Raw genomic sequence first — 17,189 nt, forward strand, 5'->3', positions numbered from 1 at the left:
AGCTGATCGTTGAGCTTTTCAAAACTTGAGTTCGACTCGGAATCTCAGGTCGACGGACTTAGCCCATCCAGCTCGGTCAGTCCCCTCTCCCCAAGGAGAGGGGGCTGATCGTTGAGCTTTTCAAGACTTGAGTTCGACTCGGAATCTCAGGTCGACGGACTTGGCCCATCCAGCTCGGTCAGTCCCCTCTCCCCCCGGGAGAGGGTTAGGGTGAGGGGCTTTTTGCGCGGCGAGCACGGAAGAATTCGGTCAGCACGGCGCCACACTCTTCGGCCAAAACCCCGCCTTCATACAGCACTCGATGGTTGAGAAAAGCCTGGGTAAAAAACTGCCCTTGGCTCTGCACAATCCCCGCTTTCGGTTCCAGCGCGCCATACACCACCCGCGCCACCCGCGAATGCACGATCAAACCGGCGCACATGCTGCACGGCTCCAGCGTCACATACAGCGTGCTACCCGGCAGACGATAGTTATCCACCGCCTGCGCGGCCTCGCGAATGGCGACCATTTCCGCGTGGGCACTCGGGTCGCTGGTGCTGATCGGGCAATTGAAACCGCGACCGATGATCTCGCCGTCCTGCACCAGCACCGCGCCCACCGGCACTTCGCCGAGGGCTGCGCCTTGTGCGGCGAGGAGCAGCGCTTCGCGCATGAAATCGCGATCACGGCTGCGGTCGATAATTGCCGCAGGGCGAATCTGGCGCATCACTTCACCTCGATGGCGGCCATCAGGCCGGTTTCCATGTGATCGATCACGTGGCAGTGGAACATCCACACCCCCGGATTATCGGCCACCAGCGCCACTTGCGCGCGCTCGTTCTTGCCCAGCAGATAGGTGTCGGTGAAATACGGAATGATCTTGTGCCGGTTCGACGCAATCACCTTGAAACTCATGCCGTGCAGGTGGATCGGGTGCTGATACTGGGTCATGTTCTTCAATTCGAAGATGTAGCTCTGCCCCAGTTTCAGACTGGCAATCGGCCGGTCGGCGCAGGTCTTGTCGGTGATGTCCCAGGCCTTGCCGTTGATCTGCCACAGGCTCGGCGGCCTGCCGTTGTCGACGTTGACCGATACCGAACCGACCCACTCGAAATTGAAGTTGAGTTTCTCGGCATTGGCCAGGTCCGGCTCCGCCACCGGATTGGCCGGCAGCGCTTTCGGCCAGTCAGTCGGCGCATCGTTATTGGCCACTGAACGCAGCGTGCCCAGACGCACCGGGCCGTTGCGCAGCGACAATTCTTCACCCGCTGCCGGCGCCTTGATCGCCAGACAGATACGCATGCCCGGGCCCAGCCAGTATTCCTTGCCCAGCGGCCGCGGTTCGACCGGGTTGCCGTCCAGCGCATAGATCTGCGCTTCGACGCCGGGAATGTTGATGCGGTAAGTCAACGTGTTGTCGAGGTTGAGCAAGCGCACCCGGGTGATCTGCCCGGCCGGCAGTTCGATCACCGGGTTCGGCACGCCGTTGATGGTCGACAACCGCCCCGCCGTACCGCCACGAGCCGCTTCACGGGGAATACTGAACTCGACGAAATTGCCTTCGTCATCGATGTGCCAGTTTTTCAGGCTCAAAGTCTTTTCGTACTTGAAACCGGTCGGCTCGCGCTCTTCGATGATCAATGGCCCGACCAAGCCGCGCCCGAGCTCTTCGCTGCTGCTGACATGCGGGTGATACCAGTAGCTACCGGCATCCGGCACGCGGAATTTGTAATCGAAGTACTCGCCCGGCAACACCGGCAGCTGCGACACGTACGGCACACCGTCCATTTCCAGCGGCAGACGAATGCCGTGCCAGTGAATGGTCGTCGCTACCGGCAGATGGTTGATGAAACGCACCCGCAGCCATTCACCCTGACGCACCCGCAACTCGGTGCCCGGCGCCGACGGACCAAATGCCCAGGCCTCGGTCTTGTGCCCCGGCACCAGCTCGACGTCCAGCGGTGCGGCGATCAGCTCATAGTCGTGGCCCGCCTCGGCGTCGGCCATTTTTCCCAGCCAATACCGCGACGCGCCCCCCGCACCGACACCAACGACAACAAGACCGGCCAGGCCACCGAGGATTTGGCGACGGGTAAAGGACATGAACTCAACTACCTCACGTATCAGCGACAGGCCCTGAAAGCCTGCAAAAGGCGAATACGATACACCTGCGGTTGAGAAACAGTAAGGGCGACCTGAGGCCGCATGCCCTTGACCGGCTTAAGGTCGCAGCCCGGTAATCAGGTGCACGACACCATCCTCCAAGGGCATCACGCCCGCGACCCCGGCGGCGCTCAACGCCTGTTGATCGATACCCGACACATCACGCAATACTACCCGCACCCGCGTCAACGCCAGCGGTTGCTGTGACTGGAGATTATCCACACCGCCCAGCGCCGCGACGATGGCGGCGCTCAATCCGGCGCACGGCTCGGCGGGGACTTCGGGTGTGTCCACCACCAGATCCGGGGTCAGGGCTTTCCAGAATGCCTTCTGCAATTTATCCAACATCTTCAGTTCTCCAGAACCCGTAAAGTATCGACGGTTGCCTCGTGAAAGAGCTGCAACGCCTCGCGCACCTGCCCGGCACTTTCCAGCCCCAGCACCTGTTGGGCGATGATCTGACAATCGGCCAGCTCGAGTTCGCGCACCGTCGCCTTTACCGGTGCAATCATCGGCACGCTCACCGACAGTTCATTCACGCCCAACCCCAGCAACAACGGCACCGCCAGACGTTCCGAGGCCATTGCCCCGCAGACTCCGACCCATTTGCCATGGGCGTGCGCGGCCTTGACGGTCATGGCGATCAGGCGCAATACCGAGGGATGAAAACTGTCCGCCTGACTGGCCAGACGCGGGTGATCGCGATCCATCGCCAGGGTGTATTGCGTCAGGTCATTGGTGCCGATCGAGAAGAAATCCACCAGCGGCGCAAACAGGTCCGCCATCAGCGCCGCGGCCGGCACCTCGATCATGATCCCCAGTTTCGGCCGTTGCGTTAGCCCCAGCGCGAGGATTTCCTCGTCGAGCATTTGCCGCGCCAGACGCAGCTCCGACAGTTGCGTGACCATCGGCAACATGATGTGCAAACGTGTCAGCTCGCAGCAGCCGAGCATGGCCCGGAACTGCTCACGCAATAACTGCGGGCGCTCCAGGCACAAACGAATGCCGCGCACGCCAAGGAACGGGTTGGTTTCGCTGTCCATCGGCACGTAGGCCAGCGGTTTGTCACCACCGACATCAAGGGTGCGCACCACCAGATTGTGCGCAGGTCCCACGCAGCGAGCGATGGCGCTGTAGGTCGCAGCCTGTTCGTCATGGCTCGGCGCATGATTACGGTCCAGGTAGAGAAACTCCGAACGCAGCAGGCCGACGCCCGCACCGCCGAGGGCCATGGCCTGCTCGGTTTCCGCTAACGAGGCGACGTTGGCCGACACCTCGATGTGATGGCCGTCACGGGTCCGCGCCGCGAGCGTTGCGCTGGCCAACTCATGCTCATGGCGTTGACGCTGTTGTGCGTGCCGCGCCTGCCATTGACTGACGGCCGCAGGATCGGGACGCACATGCAATTCGCCCTTGTCGGCATCGAGCAACACCGGGGTGCCGTTACTCAACGCCAACATCTGCACCGGCACCCCGCAGATCGACGGCAGACCACAGGCGCGCGCAAGAATCGCCACGTGACTGGTTGCGCCGCCGCCGACCGTGGCAAAACCCAGCACCTTGCTGGTATCGATGCCGGCGGTCTGCGACGGGGTCAGTTGATCGGCAATCAGAATGCTTCCATGCGGCAGCTCCATCGCCTGCTCGCCTATCCCCAGCAATAGCTTGAGCACGCGGCGCCCGACATCGGTCAGGTCCGCCGCCCGTTCAGCCAGCAACGCACTGCCCAGTTGGCGAAACATCGCCGCGGTTTCTTCAGTGGCCGCGCGCCAGGCAAACGCCGCGCTTTTGCCTTCACTGATCAATGCCTGGGCCTGATCGAGCAGCCCCGGATCTTCGAGCAGTTCCTGATGCGCCTTGAAGATCTCGGCCTCGGCCTCGCCAGCGGCGGTGTCGCGCAAATGCTGTAAGGCCAGATCGGCTTCGATCAGGGCATTGGCGAGGGCCTCGCGCTCGCCGTCTGCTCCGCCGCCGAACTCGCTGACGTCGAACACCGGCTCGCTGATCTGCACCACTTGGCCCAACGCCGAACCGGGTGACGCGCAGACGCCACGCAGCAGGGTCAGAACCTCGGTTTCGACCAGCTCGACAGGCGCCACCGCCGTCACCGTTTCACCGCAGCCTTCAATCAGTAATCGAGTCAGCGCCTCGATTGCCGCGTCAGCATCTTCGCCCACCGCACTGACCTGCACGCTGTCGCCGCACGCGGTCTGCAACGCCATGATCGCCACCAGGGATTTGGCGTTGGCCTGAGCCTGCTGTTTATGCAGGTAAATCTTTGCCGCGAAGCCCTTTGCCGCTTGCGCGAACACCGCTGCCGGGCGCGCGTGCAATCCGTTGGGATTGGGCAGTTTCAACGTTTGAGAGAACACGGCCTGACCTTCTGCCGCGCCAGCATCCACGCCACAAGCCTGAGTACGGGCGAGCTCAAGCAACGGCTGACCGGTTTCGACCCATCCGCTCGACGCGACCCGCCAGGTGAACGGCTCTGCGCTGACCACCAGCATCAACGTCATCAGGCTGCGCGCATGCCGGGCAATGTAATCGGCGTCGAATTCGATCAACGCTTGTCCGGCGGCAACCCGTTGCCCCTCTTCAACGAGGCGGGTGAAGCCTTGCCCGCCGAGGTTCACGGTATCAAGGCCGATGTGCATCAACACTTGTACGCCATGGTCATCGGTGATGCTCACGGCATGCCCGCTGGCCTGCACGTTGCTGATGACGCCGGCCATGGGCGCACACAGGGTCGATGAAGTCGGGTCGATGCACAGACCGTCGCCGATCACGCGCCCGGAAAACACCGGATCGGGCACCTGCTCAAGCGCGATCAGGACACCGGACAAGGGAGCCAGCAATTGCAATGGTTGGGGTGTGGCCATGACGTCACCTGCAGTTTTGTTCTTTGAAGTGCCCATGGAGCGCGACGCTCCATCAGCATCGCTTATTTCCACCAGTATTCGACCTGCAATCCGACATTCGCACCGTGGCGAGCGCTACCGAAGGCGCCGGTGTCGGAGAGTGCCGAGCCTTTGGCCAGTTCGTTGGCCGCGCGTTTGGCCGCCTCGTTCCAGGTTGCGTACGTGTAATACAGCCGCACCTCGGGACGCGCCCAGAACTCCGGGCCTTTCGGCGACCAGGTCGGGGCAAAGGTAAATTTGCTCAGTTTGCGCGTACCCCCCGGAGCTTCGACTTGATCGTGACCCAGCTCGGTGACCAGTTTGAAGTGTTCGCTGAGCGCATAAGTCGGTCGCACCCCCAGCGAGATCCAGTTCTGGTCGACACCGTCCGGGCGGATGTCTTTCTGGTACACCGCTTCAATCTGGCCACCGAAGCGCGGCGTCACCTGCCAGTCGAAAAACTCGACGACTCGATAACTTTTATTGCTGTCGTCCAGTTTGACGTTGCCGGTATAACCCAGTCCGGTGCCCGGCCCTTCACCGTATTGCAGCGCCAGTTTGTTTTTGCCGCCGAGAAAATCCGTCTGCACATGTTGCGTGGTGATCGCCCAGCCCCGGTGGGCATCGCGGCTGTCGGGTTTGTCGATATAACTCAAGCCGAACTCCAGCTCACCGCCAGGATTGGTCTTGAAACCGGCGATGTTGAAGTCGTGCCGATTGATGTAGTCCTTCTGGTACAGGTTGTCCTTGCGCGAGAAGGCGTAGCTGTATTTCAGATCGCCGATCAACACGTCTTCGACCCCGCCCCCCGTGGCGCTCTGGTTCCAGTAGTAGAAGTCGGAAATATGGATGTCATTGCGCTTGTAGTAACGGCGTCCGGCCCACAATGAACCACCGTTGAGCGCGGGCATCGCCGACCACTGTGCGTAGGCCTGCGGCAAGCGGATCGAACCATTGTCGTCTTTGAACGTGGGGCTGCGGTCGTAACGGTTATACAGCGAGGCCATCCCGTCGACACTCAGTATCGAACCGTCGTCAAGGGTGTACAGGTCCTGCCGCAACTCGAGTTCGCCGTACTGCTCGCATTCGTTACCCAAGCGATATTTGGTCTGCGCACCCGGTAACTGGAAGCACGACTGACCGCTGCTGTTGACTGACGTGCCGACACCGCTGCGCAGGTAGCCGCCAAACTCCAGCGCTTGTGACGTTGGCGGTAAGGCCAGGCAAAAACCTGCGACTGCAAGGCTGCGATTTATTGTTGTTTTCATAAGCCACCCCATTGTTTTTATTGTCTGGTTGCATGAATTCGGCGCGCAGAAATCCCCCGCGCAGTGCTCTGCGTGTTTTTTGAACGTTGTTTTTTTAGTTAAAGGTCAGGGATCGATCAGGTGCAGGACGAAGGACTCATAAGGTCGCAACGTCACCTGGCGCTTGCGCAACGCGCCCTCTGGATAATTGCTGATCAACTGGCGCTGGCTCATCGATTCACTGATGACCGTCGCCGGTAATTCCACTTCACAGGTTGTCCCGTAGAAGTTGTTCACCACCAACAAACGCTCGGCGTCACCTTCACGCACATACGCCCAGACCTGCGGATGTTCGGGCAGTAATTGTTGGTACAGCCCGTCGGTGATCAACGGTTCACTGCGGCGCAGCGCGATCAGACGGCGGTAGTGATGCAACACCGAGTCCGGGTCGTCGAGCTGGTTTGCGACGTTGATCTGCGCAGCATTGGCCGGCACTCCGATCCACGGTTCGACACGGCTGAAACCGGCGTTTGGCCCGGCGTCCCAGTGCATCGGCGTGCGCCCGTTATCGCGGGACTTCTGCATGATCGCCGCCATGTTGTCGGTATCGCTGCTGCCGGCCTCGCGCTTGAGGCGAAAAATGTTCAGCGTCTCGACATCGCGATAATGCTCGATCGATTCGAACCCCGGATTGGTCATGCCCAACTCTTCGCCCTGATAGACGAACGGCGTGCCCTGCAGAAAGTGCAGTGCGGTGCCGAGCATCTTCGCCGAGCATTCGCGGTACTCGCCGTCGTTGCCGAAGCGCGAGACCACGCGCGGCTGATCGTGGTTGCACCAGAACAGCGCGTTCCAGCCGCCACCCGCCTGCATGCCGGTCTGCCAGTCGGACAGAATTTTCTTTAGCTGAAGGAAATCGAAGTCGGCGCGTACCCACTTCTGCAGGTTTGGATAATCGACTTTCAGGTGATGAAAGTTGAAGGTCATCGACAACTCTTTCGACTGCGGATTCGAATAGCGAATGCAGTGTTCGAGGCTGGTCGATGACATCTCGCCGACATTGATCAGGTCGTGCCCTTCGAAGACTTCGCGGTGCATCTGCTGCAAGTACGCGTGGACATTCGGCCCGTCGGTATAAAAGCGTCGGCCATCGCTGTCGTCTTCGGGGAAGTCCGCAGGCTTGGAGATCAGATTGATCACGTCCAGGCGAAAACCGCCGACGCCCTTGTCTCGCCAGAATTGCATCATCCGGAATACTTCAGCGCGCACCTTGGGATTGTCCCAATTCAGGTCGGCCTGGGTGTGGTCGAACAGGTGCAGGTAATACTGACCGGTCTGGGCTTCGTACTCCCAGGCGGAACCGCCGAACTTGGATTCCCAGTTGTTCGGCTGATCACGCCAGATGTAGAAGTCACGGTACGGGTTGTCGAGGCTGCTGCGCGCCTGTTGAAACCAGACGTGTTCGATCGAGGTGTGATTGACCACGATGTCGAGCATCAGCTTGATCCCGCGCTTGCCCGCCTCGGCGATCAGCAATTCGCAGTCGGCCATGCTGCCGTAGCTCGGGTCGATGGCGTAGTAATCGCTGATGTCATAGCCGTTATCGCGTTGCGGCGAACGCAAAAATGGCGTTATCCATAAACAGTCGACGCCCAGCCACTTCAGGTAATCGAGTTTGGCGACGATACCGAGCAGATCACCCGTCGGGTTGCCGGCGTGACTATGAAAACTCTTCGGATAGATCTGGTAGATCACCGAACGCTGCCAGTCTTGCATGGCACAACTCCTTCAATAAGTCCGTGCGGCTCGCACCCAGATTGAAATGCAATCAACTGTGGGAGCGAGCCTGCTCGCGAAAGCGATTGTTCAGGCAACCCGATAACCGGGCCGGACGATCTTCATGCTCAATGCACAGGTCAAAACAAACGGCACGAGCATGGCAATCAGCATCCCCAGCACAAACATCGGGATGTACTGCGGGATGATCGAGATGAACCCCGGCAGTCCGCCGACGCCGATGGCCGAGGCCTGAACCTTGTTCAGCGACAGGAACACGCAGCCCAGTGCCGAACCGGTCAGCGCGGCATAAAACGGAAACTTGTAGCGCAGGTTGACGCCGAACATCGCCGGCTCGGTGATACCGAAGTAGGCAGAGATTGCCGAAGTCGACGCCATGCTCTTGTCCCGTGCATTACGGGTCATCCAGAACACCGCCAGGGCGGCACTGCCCTGAGCAAGGTTGGACATGACGATCATCGGCCAGATGAAGGTACCGCCCTGGGTCGAGATCAATTGCAGGTCGACCGCGAGAAACATGTGGTGCATGCCGGTGATCACCAGCGGCGCATACAGCAGACCGAAAATGGCGCCACCCACCATTGGTGCCAGGTCAAACAGCATGACCAGCCCTTCGGTGATGAAGATGCCGATGTGGCGGGTTACCGGGCCAATCACGGCCAGCGCCAATACGCCGGTAACGACGATGGTGGTGATCGGTACCACGAGTAACTGAATGGCGTTGGGCACGCGCGCGCGCAGCCATTTTTCGATGACGCTCATTACGTAAGCGGCCAGCAGAATCGGCAAGATCTGCCCCTGATAGCCGACCTTTTCCACCTGAAACAATCCGAGAATGTCGAAGTACGGCAACTGCTGCCCGTCCAGCCCGGCCACGGCCTTGCCGTAGTTCCAGGCGTTGAGTAGATCCGGGTGCACCAGCATCAGACCGAGCACGATGCCAAGGATCTCGCTGCCGCCAAAGCGCTTGGCCGCCGACCAGCCCACCAGCGCTGGCAGAAACACGAACGAGGTGTTGGCCATCAGATTGATCAGGCTCCATAGCCCATCGAGTTTCGGGTAGGCATCGAGCAGGGTCTGCCCGTCGATGAACATGCCTTTGGCACCCAGCAGATTGTTGATGCCCATCAGCAGGCCGGCAATGATCAGTGCCGGCAGAATCGGCATGAACACGTCGGAAAACACCCGCACCAGACGCTGCATGGCGTTGATTTTTTCAGTGCTTTTTTGTTTGACGTCAGCGATCGTCGACGCCGCGAGACCGGTCTGACGACGCAGTTCGGCATAGACCTTTTCCACTTCGCCCGGACCGATCACCACCTGATACAGGCCACCGGTAAAGAACGAGCCTTTGACCAGGTCGATCTGGTTGAGCATGGCACTGTCGACCAGGCCCGGATCTTTCAGGGCCAGCCGCAACCGAGTGACGCAATGGGCGGCCTGTTCGAGGTTGTCGCTGCCGCCGAGGCTTTGCAGCAATTGCCTGGTGATGTTCGGATAGTCGTGGCTCATGCTAGTTCTTCCGCTATGGATTGTTGTTATTGGCAGCACGCCGAAGCGAAAAATACTCGTCTGTACGAGTTAATGCAACAACTCGTACAGACGAGTTTGTTTATGTATGTTCCTGCCAGACCGAAGGCGAATTTTCCTACCCTGCCTTAGGGTGATTTCCATCGCCCACATGGACAAAGCCCTACCCTGGCCTTAAGGTTCGAAGCTTTGAGCACAGTCGGCACCGAGCCTACCCATGAGCAAATACAACCAGATCTATAGCGATCTGCTGGCCAGCATCACGACTGAACGCCTGGAGCGCGGCGCCCGCCTGCCTTCCGAAACCGAACTGATGGACAGCTATCAGGCCAGCCGAGGCACGGTGCGCAAAGCCATTGAACTGCTTCAGGAGCGCGGCTTTGCGCAGAAAATCCACGGCAAGGGCACCTTTGTGCTTTCGACCAACCCGATCGAATTTCAGCTCGGCGGCATCGTCAGTTTCCAGGAAACCTATCCGCGCCTGGGCAAAGATGTCAGCACCGAAGTGGTCGAGCTGAGCCAGATCCCGCTCGAAGGTGCCCTGCTCGAGCACATCCATGCCGAACCCGGCAGCCTCATCACCCGAATCAAACGTGTGCGGCGGATCGACGGTAAACGCGTGATCCTCGACATCAACCACTTCGTCAGCGAAGTGATTCCCGGCCTGTCCCTCGACATCGCCGAGCAATCGATCTACGCCCATATCGAGCAGACCCTGCAGCTACAGATTGCCTACGCCCAACGCACCATCGAAGCGGTGCCGCGCAGCAAGGATGATCAACTGCACCTGGACCTCGATGGCCAGAGCCATGTGATCGTGGTCAGCAACCAGACCTTCCTCCAGGACGGGCGTCAGTTCGAGTACACCGAATCCCGCCACACCCTCGACAAATTCTACTTTTCCGACGTGGCACGGCGCTGACCCCTACACGTTTCCAACGATCATGTGCGGTATATATGTAGTGCACTCCCCTTGAGCGAATCGGCCATGCTCGGCCTTCATTTCTCAAGGATGGAGAAAGCATGTACGCCACCCAACAAAGCCTTCTGCCTAACGCGGCAGACAAGGCGGCTCTGAAGCGAATCGCCTATACCGTCGTGCACAATTGCCCCGGACTGCAGGACGCTGCCCATGAAGCCGCCCGTGATCTGCTGGAAGCAAAAGGCCTGTCGAGCCTCGACCCGGATGAGGTTTATTTCCATCGCTTCAAGACGGCCCAGAGCAGCACTCGCTCGTTTACCGGCTGGGAGCACATCCGCGAGAAACCCTACGAATCGATGACCCTGACACAGCTGGTCATTCATCGTTTTCGTGCCACCGACCAGGACAACGCCGACTTGCTCGATCTGTACGGTGGCTTCTACAGCGAAGGTCCGCAGGGCGAAAATTTCGACGAAAAAAACCAGGTGTGCCTGCACGGCAACGAGGTCTTGAAGGCGTTCTGGAGCCTCGATTTCAGTGGGTACTACAGCGCCACGCTGACGGACTTCTGGAACAGCCACGGCGAGGATTTCCGCACCTTGGCCAAGTGCAATTTCCTTAGCCGTGCAGTGCAGGCGTTGGACCTTGGGCAACTCACCCGCAGTGACTTTCAATGGCTGGTGGACTCAGTGGTGGGACCGGTTAGCTGGCCGGTCACCCTGAGCATGTTGCAATCAAGCCACACGACAACGGGAGATGTGTTCGCCTTCGACATAGACGGGCATATCTCCACGCAATTGCTACGCTTCGTCGATTCTGCCGGTCGGCAGATTATCTATCTGCCGAGTGCGACCGCAGCGTTCGTGGTCAAGGAAACGCCGGCAGACCTGCATTGGTGGGTTCTGGATCAACTGAACGACGCCAAACGCCGCGCGACCTTCCTGGAGCATTTTGCCCTCGCCGATCGTCAGCACATGAGCGAGAACATGCCCGATCTGATGAATCGCTTGGTGGCCACCTGGGGCCGGGCCGACCATCACCTGATCAACCGCACAAACCAGGAACTGAGCGATGATGCATTCAGTTGGCTGCGCGACTCGACACGTCAGGCGATGTTTGCTGAAGCCCACCTGTCTCTGACATCCAATGGCGATCTGCGCAAGAAACTGTGGATCGGCTATCTGAGTGCGGGCCTCAAGGTATTTGGTCCGATGGCCACTGTCGGTTGGCCACTGGCGCTACCGGTGATTGGCGCCACCCTTGCGAGCATGGGTCTGAATATCGATCAGGCGCAAAACGGCAAGACAAGGGCCGAACGCAAGGCCGGCGTGCTGGGTGCGGTTTTGAGTGGTATCAATCTGTTATTCAACCTTCCATTGTTGATCGGCACCGGGCCGATGCTGGAGGTTGGCGCCGAGGTCGAGGCTGCAGAAGCCGCCGAGATGGCTGAGTACAGCGAAGCCTGGAATGCCTCTGCCGAAACCGATTACCAAGAGCCGATCATGGTGCCGGACGATGCCGACATCCCCGGGCCAGATATTGATGAAACGATGCTGGTTCCGGCGCAGAAAGCCCTACCGCCTCCGGTGCCCGAACGTTACCAATGCAACGAGCTGCTTGATGGCACAGCACTCGGCGAAGAGTCCGGGAAGTTCCACGGTGTCTACCGCCTCGACTCGGATCCGCCCTATGCCATTCTGATGAATGACACGCCGTACTATGTGCGCTACTTCGCCAACGCTCACGGCAACGGCGACTGGGCGATCGTCGACCCTGAGCGCCCAAACCAGCTTGTCCACGCGCTGCCTGTGCGTCTCAATGGCGAAGGAGAATGGGAGCGCATGCCAGCCTTGGGTCTCAAGGGTGGCGGCCAGTGCATGGGCAAACAATGCACTCCGGATCTCGAACTCGACACCTTCGAACCTGCCTCGCCCGAAACGCCCGTGCAACCGGCAGAAGAACCGCAACCCTCGACATCGAGGCCCCCACGCCCGGTGACCAGTGCCTTTGACATCGAACCGTCGGTACGCCGTTCGATAAAAGCCTGGGCGTTAAACCTCAACGAAACCCATGCCCGGTTGCAGCCCGACGGTGCCGGCGGTTTCGCCATGGACGATCCGTTCGAGTTGTATGCCGCCGGCAAACGCCAATTTCTGCAAAGTTCAGCCCGAGGTTTTTTCAAGAACCTGCCGTGGGTCATCCAGCCCCCGCGCCCGGTGATACCCGAGATCAACCGGCTGATGCCACTGACCGATCTTGTCGATGGCGTTTTTGAAGGTGCCTCCGGACTGGTGGTCGGAGAAACCCTCGATCGCATTGCCAGCATGAGTTTTCTGATCGAAAACATGCCGGCGCTGGCCCGACACGTGAAAACCCTCTACCTGCGCGGCCTGCTCAGTGACTTCGCTCAAGTGGAACTGAACCGCTACTTCACCAGCGGCAATATGACTGCGGATTTACACACTTACTTGAACAGTCTGGGCACCGATCCCGCCGGTCGATTCAACCCACTGGAACTGGTCCAGGTCGCGCGAGCGAACGGGGTTCGGATTCAGGCGATCGATTGCGCCGCCAGCTACAAAATGAAAACACCGCTGCCGTCCGTCGACGAGCAAATGATGAACACCTTCCTGACCAACGACATCATGACCGGTGACGTCTACCTCAACAGCCCGGGAAAATGGATCGTAGTAACCGATGCTCACAGCACCAATACCTTCAGAGGACTGCTGGGCATCAGTGAACTGAAGGGGGGAATAGGCTTGCGAATCGATGAAGTCGGCGCCGGTGAAGATCTGGGCGTGGATGTCGATCCGGGTATTGAAGTACCACGCGGCAGCTCGCCCGGCGGCACTGTCAGACAAGGAAATCCAGACTTTCTGCGCGCCGATCTGCGCTTGAAAATGCCCGCACCCGAGGTGACCTGGACCGAAGAAACGCTGGAGAATCTGTTGTACAGGCGCGGCATGTATCTGTTCGAAAAAACAGGTGAGCGCTACACGCTGATCCACCGCAGCAAACAAGGCATGCTGCAACGCACACCGATCACTCGATCGAGTGACGGCAAGGTCTCCCTCCACCGACCTGCGTGGCAGCGGGTGAATGACATCGCATTCGCCAACCTGAAGGACATGTCTCAACGGTTGTCCGATACCGGGCTGATATTGCGTAGCCGGATCCCTGATTGAGGCTCTCCGGTTAAAACTGAGCAAGGAAGGCCCGACAACGAAAAATGCCAGTCAGCAAAACTGACTGGCATTTTTCATCAACCTTCCTCTGCACTTGCGAATCCAGCTAGCGCCTGGAGGACGCCGGACAAACAGCCCTCCTCCATCACCCCACTCTATTATCAATAGGGGAGCAATATGCGGTAGCCGGGTAGTGCACTGCCCTTGAGCGAATCGGTCATGCTCAGTCTTTGTTTCTCAAGGATGATGAACGCATGACCTCCCCCGAACGACGTCTCCTGCCAAACGCTGAGGACAAAACTGCCCTCAAAGCCATTGCTGCGACGATCGTGCAGACCTGCCCGAGTCTGCTCGACGCTGCCCATCAAGTGGCCAACGAAATACTGGCGGACAACGGACTGTCCGGCCTCGATTCCGACCGTGTTTACTTCCACCGTTTCAACACGGCGCAGAGCAGCACGCTGACCTTCACGGGTTGGGAACATTTGCTGGAAAAGCCTTACGAAACGCTCACCCTCACACAGTTGGTGATCCATCGCTTTCGCGCGACTGATCAAGACAACGCAGATCTGCTTGGTCTTTACTGCGGGTTCTACTCGGATGGCCCGGAGGCAGAAAACTTCAATCAGAGCAATGAAGTCCGGTTGCTGGGCAGTGATGTGCTGAAGGCGTTCTGGGACGTCGACTTCAGCGCGCGCTACATAGGCCAACTGACGACTTTCTGGCAAACCTCGTCGGATAACTTCCGAGCCCTGGCAAAGTGCAACTTTCTCAGCCTGGCGGTGCAGGCGCTGCAACAGGGTGACCTTGACGGAACTGACTTTCAGCGCGTCGTCGACTCGGTAATCGGGCCCGTCACCTGGCCCGTTACCTTGCCAATGCTGCAAGCGTTACACCCGGTCGGTGCTGAAGTGCGGGCGCTGGATCTCGATGGCCACGTAGCTTCCAATGCACTGCGTCTGGTGGAAGACAGTGGCCGCCAGACCCTTTACTTGCCAGGCGAAGCCCAGACATTCCTCTTGATGGAGAATGAAGCGGATCTGCATTGGTGGATGCTGGAGCAGATGAATTCAGAGGACAAGCGCACGGCTTTTCTCAAGCATTTCCCGCTGGCTGACCGCAATCACTTGACCGAAAACCTCACCGATCTGATGAACCGCCTGGTGAGCACTTGGGGTCACAGCGATCATCAAATGATCAATCGCAGCAACGTCGCGATCAGCGGTGACGCATTCACTTGGTTGAGCGAGTCGACACGTACGGCCATGGTTGCCGAGGCGCACCTTGTACTCACTTCCAACAGTCAATTGCGCAAAAAACTCTGGATCGGTTATTTGAGTGCCGGTCTGAAAGTATTCGGCCCGATGGCAGCGGTGGGCTGGCCTGTGGCGTTGCCTTTGATTGGCGCCAGCATCGCGAACATGGGATTGAACATTGATCAGGCCATCAACGGCACCACGCCAACCGAACGCAAGGCCGGAGTTACCGGCGCAGTGCTGAATGCGATCGACATTGTGTTCAACATTCCGTTTCTGATCAGCACGGGCGCGCAACTTGAAGTGGGCCCGCAGGTGGAGTTTGCCGAAGCGCAAGAAATGCTCGGTTTGGTCGAGTTCACTGCGCCTGACGCACCCTTCTTGCCGCCTGTGGATCAACCGCCAGTCGCGACGATTGATCCACAGGCGACCGTTGAGCTGGCAAACGAAATCGCCACCGAGACCACCATCGCATCCACCCGGCAGTTGGCCACGGCGGCTGCGCGCCAAGGTTGGTCTGTTCCAAAGATTCCTGCCAAATATCGATGCAACGAGCTACTTGCCCAGCGTTCTGCAGAGGCAGCTCCAGGCAAGTATGAGGGCATTTACCGCCTGGACAAGGAGCCGGGCTATGCCATCGAAATAGAGGGTGCGGCTTACTACGTGCGCTACTTTGCCGAATCCGAAGACGCTGGCAACTGGGCCATCGTCAATCCCGAGCGCCCCAATCAGTTCGCTTACTCGTTGCCAGTACGCTTCGGTAGTAGCGGCAAGTGGGAACGCATGCCCGCGTTGCGTCTCAGGGGAGGCGGCCAATGCGTGGGCAAGGCCTGTTTACTGGGCATTGACCTGCCCTCGTCCTCATCCTCGGCCCCAGCCTCATCAACCCCGTCAGCGGAGCTCCCCCTCGTCGAAGCGGTTTCACCGGTCGCGCGACCACTGCGCCTGGTGAATCCGGTCAACGACATCGCAGGAATGGACATGGCGAAAATGAAAAGATGGGCAATGAACTTGCCCGAGACCTTCGCCGAGCTCGCCAGTGCAAACCGCGGTAAACCATCGACTGCCGATACGTACGCGGCCTATTTTCGCGACAGGCGCTCGTCCCTGCTGAACGAGGCCAAAGAGTATTACTCAGAGCTGAACTGGACCAACCTGCCCGCACGGCCAGTCATCCCGCAAATCGATGCCGAGATGCAGACGGCTGAGTTGATTGATCGCATCTTTGCCAATACCGATGGACTGGTCGTCGGCGAAACCCTTGATCGCATCGCCAGCATGCGTTTCATGATCGAAAACATGCCGGCGTTCGCACGGCATATCGACACACTGTACGTACGTGGTTTGCTGAGCGATTTTGCCCAGGCAGATCTCAACGACTTTTACCTGTCGGGAGAGATGTCAGAGGGTCTTCGAGCCTACCTGTCCAGCCTGGGTACCGACCCTGATGGCCGGTTCAACATGCTTGAACTGATCAAGGCTGCCCAGGCCAATGGCATCCGGCCTCACGGTCTTGAAGGCGCGCACAGTTACAAGCTGAAGGTACCACTGACTTCGATCGAAGAGCAGATGATCCATGCCCGGCTCGCCTCGCAAATCATGTGGGGTGACGAGTTCCTCAACAGACCAGGCAAATGGGTTGCCCTGGTCGAGGCAACGAACACCAATACTTTTAGAAATCTGCCAGGCATCAGCGAAATCAGGGGCGGCATCGGTTTACGCATTGAAGAAGCGACGTCCACCGAAGTGCCCGGCATCCGAATCGACCCGGGACTGGAAGTCGCTCGGGGGCCGTTTGATAACGGTGCATCGACGCGCAACTCATCCGACTTTCTATTCGCTGATTTGCGCTTGCAGATCGAAACACCTGTGCCGCAGTGGACTGAGGCGACGGTGAATTCACTGCTGAATCGCAACGGCATGTTCATGCTCGAAAAAACACAGAATGCATACACGCTTGTACGTCGCAACAGCGACGGCAATATTGTTCGAACAATGGTGAATCGCAGAGGGGATGGTCAGGTTTACATCTGGGCACAGTCGATGCCGCGCATCAGCGGCATCATGTTCCGTGACATCGGCGCGTTATCCCAGCGTTTGATAGAGATCGGCTTGACCCTGCAAAGTCGCCTGCCAAGCTAACTGTTTTCAGGGTATGAAACGAAAAAACCCTTGGCTTCAGGCCAAGGGTTTTTCGTTAAACAACCTGC

The 17,189-nt window shown here is 58.9% G+C and carries 10 protein-coding genes; 3 read left to right on the top strand and 7 right to left on the bottom strand.

Annotated elements, in window-relative coordinates; genetic code table 11:
* Positions 1–205 precede the first annotated feature (205 nt).
* From tadA to treP, 7 genes are all read right to left on the bottom strand, one after another.
* Positions 206–706, bottom strand: coding sequence for a tRNA adenosine(34) deaminase TadA (gene tadA, locus ACOYXH_RS19750; protein ID WP_258708774.1), 501 nt, complete (start codon positions 704–706; stop codon positions 206–208).
* Positions 706–2,082 carry a multicopper oxidase family protein gene (locus ACOYXH_RS19755; protein ID WP_095048335.1) on the bottom strand — a complete coding sequence of 459 codons (1,377 nt, stop codon included), beginning with the start codon at positions 2,080–2,082 and terminating at the stop codon, positions 706–708. Before ACOYXH_RS19755 ends, tadA begins: the two co-directional genes overlap by 1 nt.
* A gap of 117 nt (positions 2,083–2,199) precedes the next feature.
* Positions 2,200–2,490 carry a PTS transporter subunit EIIB gene (locus ACOYXH_RS19760; RefSeq protein WP_095048336.1) on the bottom strand — a complete coding sequence of 97 codons (291 nt, stop codon included), beginning with the start codon at positions 2,488–2,490 and terminating at the stop codon, positions 2,200–2,202.
* Between the two features lie 2 nt (positions 2,491–2,492).
* On the bottom strand, positions 2,493–5,021 hold the full coding sequence (gene ptsP / locus ACOYXH_RS19765) for a phosphoenolpyruvate--protein phosphotransferase (RefSeq protein WP_460409903.1): 2,529 nt from the start codon (positions 5,019–5,021) through the stop codon (positions 2,493–2,495).
* A gap of 62 nt (positions 5,022–5,083) precedes the next feature.
* Positions 5,084–6,307 carry a carbohydrate porin gene (locus ACOYXH_RS19770; protein WP_460409904.1) on the bottom strand — a complete coding sequence of 408 codons (1,224 nt, stop codon included), beginning with the start codon at positions 6,305–6,307 and terminating at the stop codon, positions 5,084–5,086.
* Between the two features lie 105 nt (positions 6,308–6,412).
* Positions 6,413–8,062: an alpha,alpha-phosphotrehalase gene (treC, locus tag ACOYXH_RS19775; RefSeq protein WP_095125901.1), complete on the bottom strand. Its 1,650-nt coding sequence runs from the start codon at positions 8,060–8,062 to the stop codon at positions 6,413–6,415.
* A gap of 90 nt (positions 8,063–8,152) precedes the next feature.
* Positions 8,153–9,595, bottom strand: coding sequence for a PTS system trehalose-specific EIIBC component (treP, locus tag ACOYXH_RS19780; RefSeq protein WP_095125902.1), 1,443 nt, complete (start codon positions 9,593–9,595; stop codon positions 8,153–8,155).
* 235 nt (positions 9,596–9,830) lie between these two features.
* Between treP and treR the strand changes: the two genes are divergently transcribed.
* The 3 genes from treR (at position 9,831) to ACOYXH_RS19795 (ending at position 17,121) form a co-directional block, all read left to right on the top strand.
* Positions 9,831–10,535 (top strand): trehalose operon repressor, encoded by a 705-nt coding sequence (gene treR, locus ACOYXH_RS19785; RefSeq protein ID WP_095048339.1) that lies wholly within the window; start codon positions 9,831–9,833, stop codon positions 10,533–10,535.
* A 101-nt stretch (positions 10,536–10,636) separates the two neighbouring features.
* A complete protein-coding gene (locus ACOYXH_RS19790; protein ID WP_460409905.1) occupies positions 10,637–13,723 on the top strand; it encodes a membrane-targeted effector domain-containing toxin in 3,087 nt (1,028 codons plus the stop codon).
* Positions 13,724–13,977: 254 nt separating this feature from the next.
* Entirely contained in the window at positions 13,978–17,121 is a 3,144-nt protein-coding gene (locus ACOYXH_RS19795) for a membrane-targeted effector domain-containing toxin (protein ID WP_460409906.1), read from the top strand.
* Positions 17,122–17,189: the final 68 nt, after the last annotated feature.

This window comes from Pseudomonas sp. Mb7 (genome assembly GCF_054790525.1).

Bases quoted from the DNA above. Each gene is read 5' to 3' on its own strand.
- treC (WP_095125901.1), bottom strand. From the start codon at position 8,062: ATGCAAGACTGGCAGCGTTCGGTGATCTACCAGATCTATCCGAAGAGT.
- treP (WP_095125902.1), bottom strand. From the start codon at position 9,595: ATGAGCCACGACTATCCGAACATCACCAGGCAATTGCTGCAAAGCCTC.
- treR (WP_095048339.1), top strand. From the start codon at position 9,831: ATGAGCAAATACAACCAGATCTATAGCGATCTGCTGGCCAGCATCACG.
- tadA (WP_258708774.1), bottom strand. From the start codon at position 706: ATGCGCCAGATTCGCCCTGCGGCAATTATCGACCGCAGCCGTGATCGC.
- ptsP (WP_460409903.1), bottom strand. From the start codon at position 5,021: ATGGCCACACCCCAACCATTGCAATTGCTGGCTCCCTTGTCCGGTGTC.
- ACOYXH_RS19760 (WP_095048336.1), bottom strand. From the start codon at position 2,490: ATGTTGGATAAATTGCAGAAGGCATTCTGGAAAGCCCTGACCCCGGAT.
- ACOYXH_RS19770 (WP_460409904.1), bottom strand. From the start codon at position 6,307: ATGAAAACAACAATAAATCGCAGCCTTGCAGTCGCAGGTTTTTGCCTG.
- ACOYXH_RS19790 (WP_460409905.1), top strand. From the start codon at position 10,637: ATGTACGCCACCCAACAAAGCCTTCTGCCTAACGCGGCAGACAAGGCG.
- ACOYXH_RS19795 (WP_460409906.1), top strand. From the start codon at position 13,978: ATGACCTCCCCCGAACGACGTCTCCTGCCAAACGCTGAGGACAAAACT.
- ACOYXH_RS19755 (WP_095048335.1), bottom strand. From the start codon at position 2,082: ATGTCCTTTACCCGTCGCCAAATCCTCGGTGGCCTGGCCGGTCTTGTT.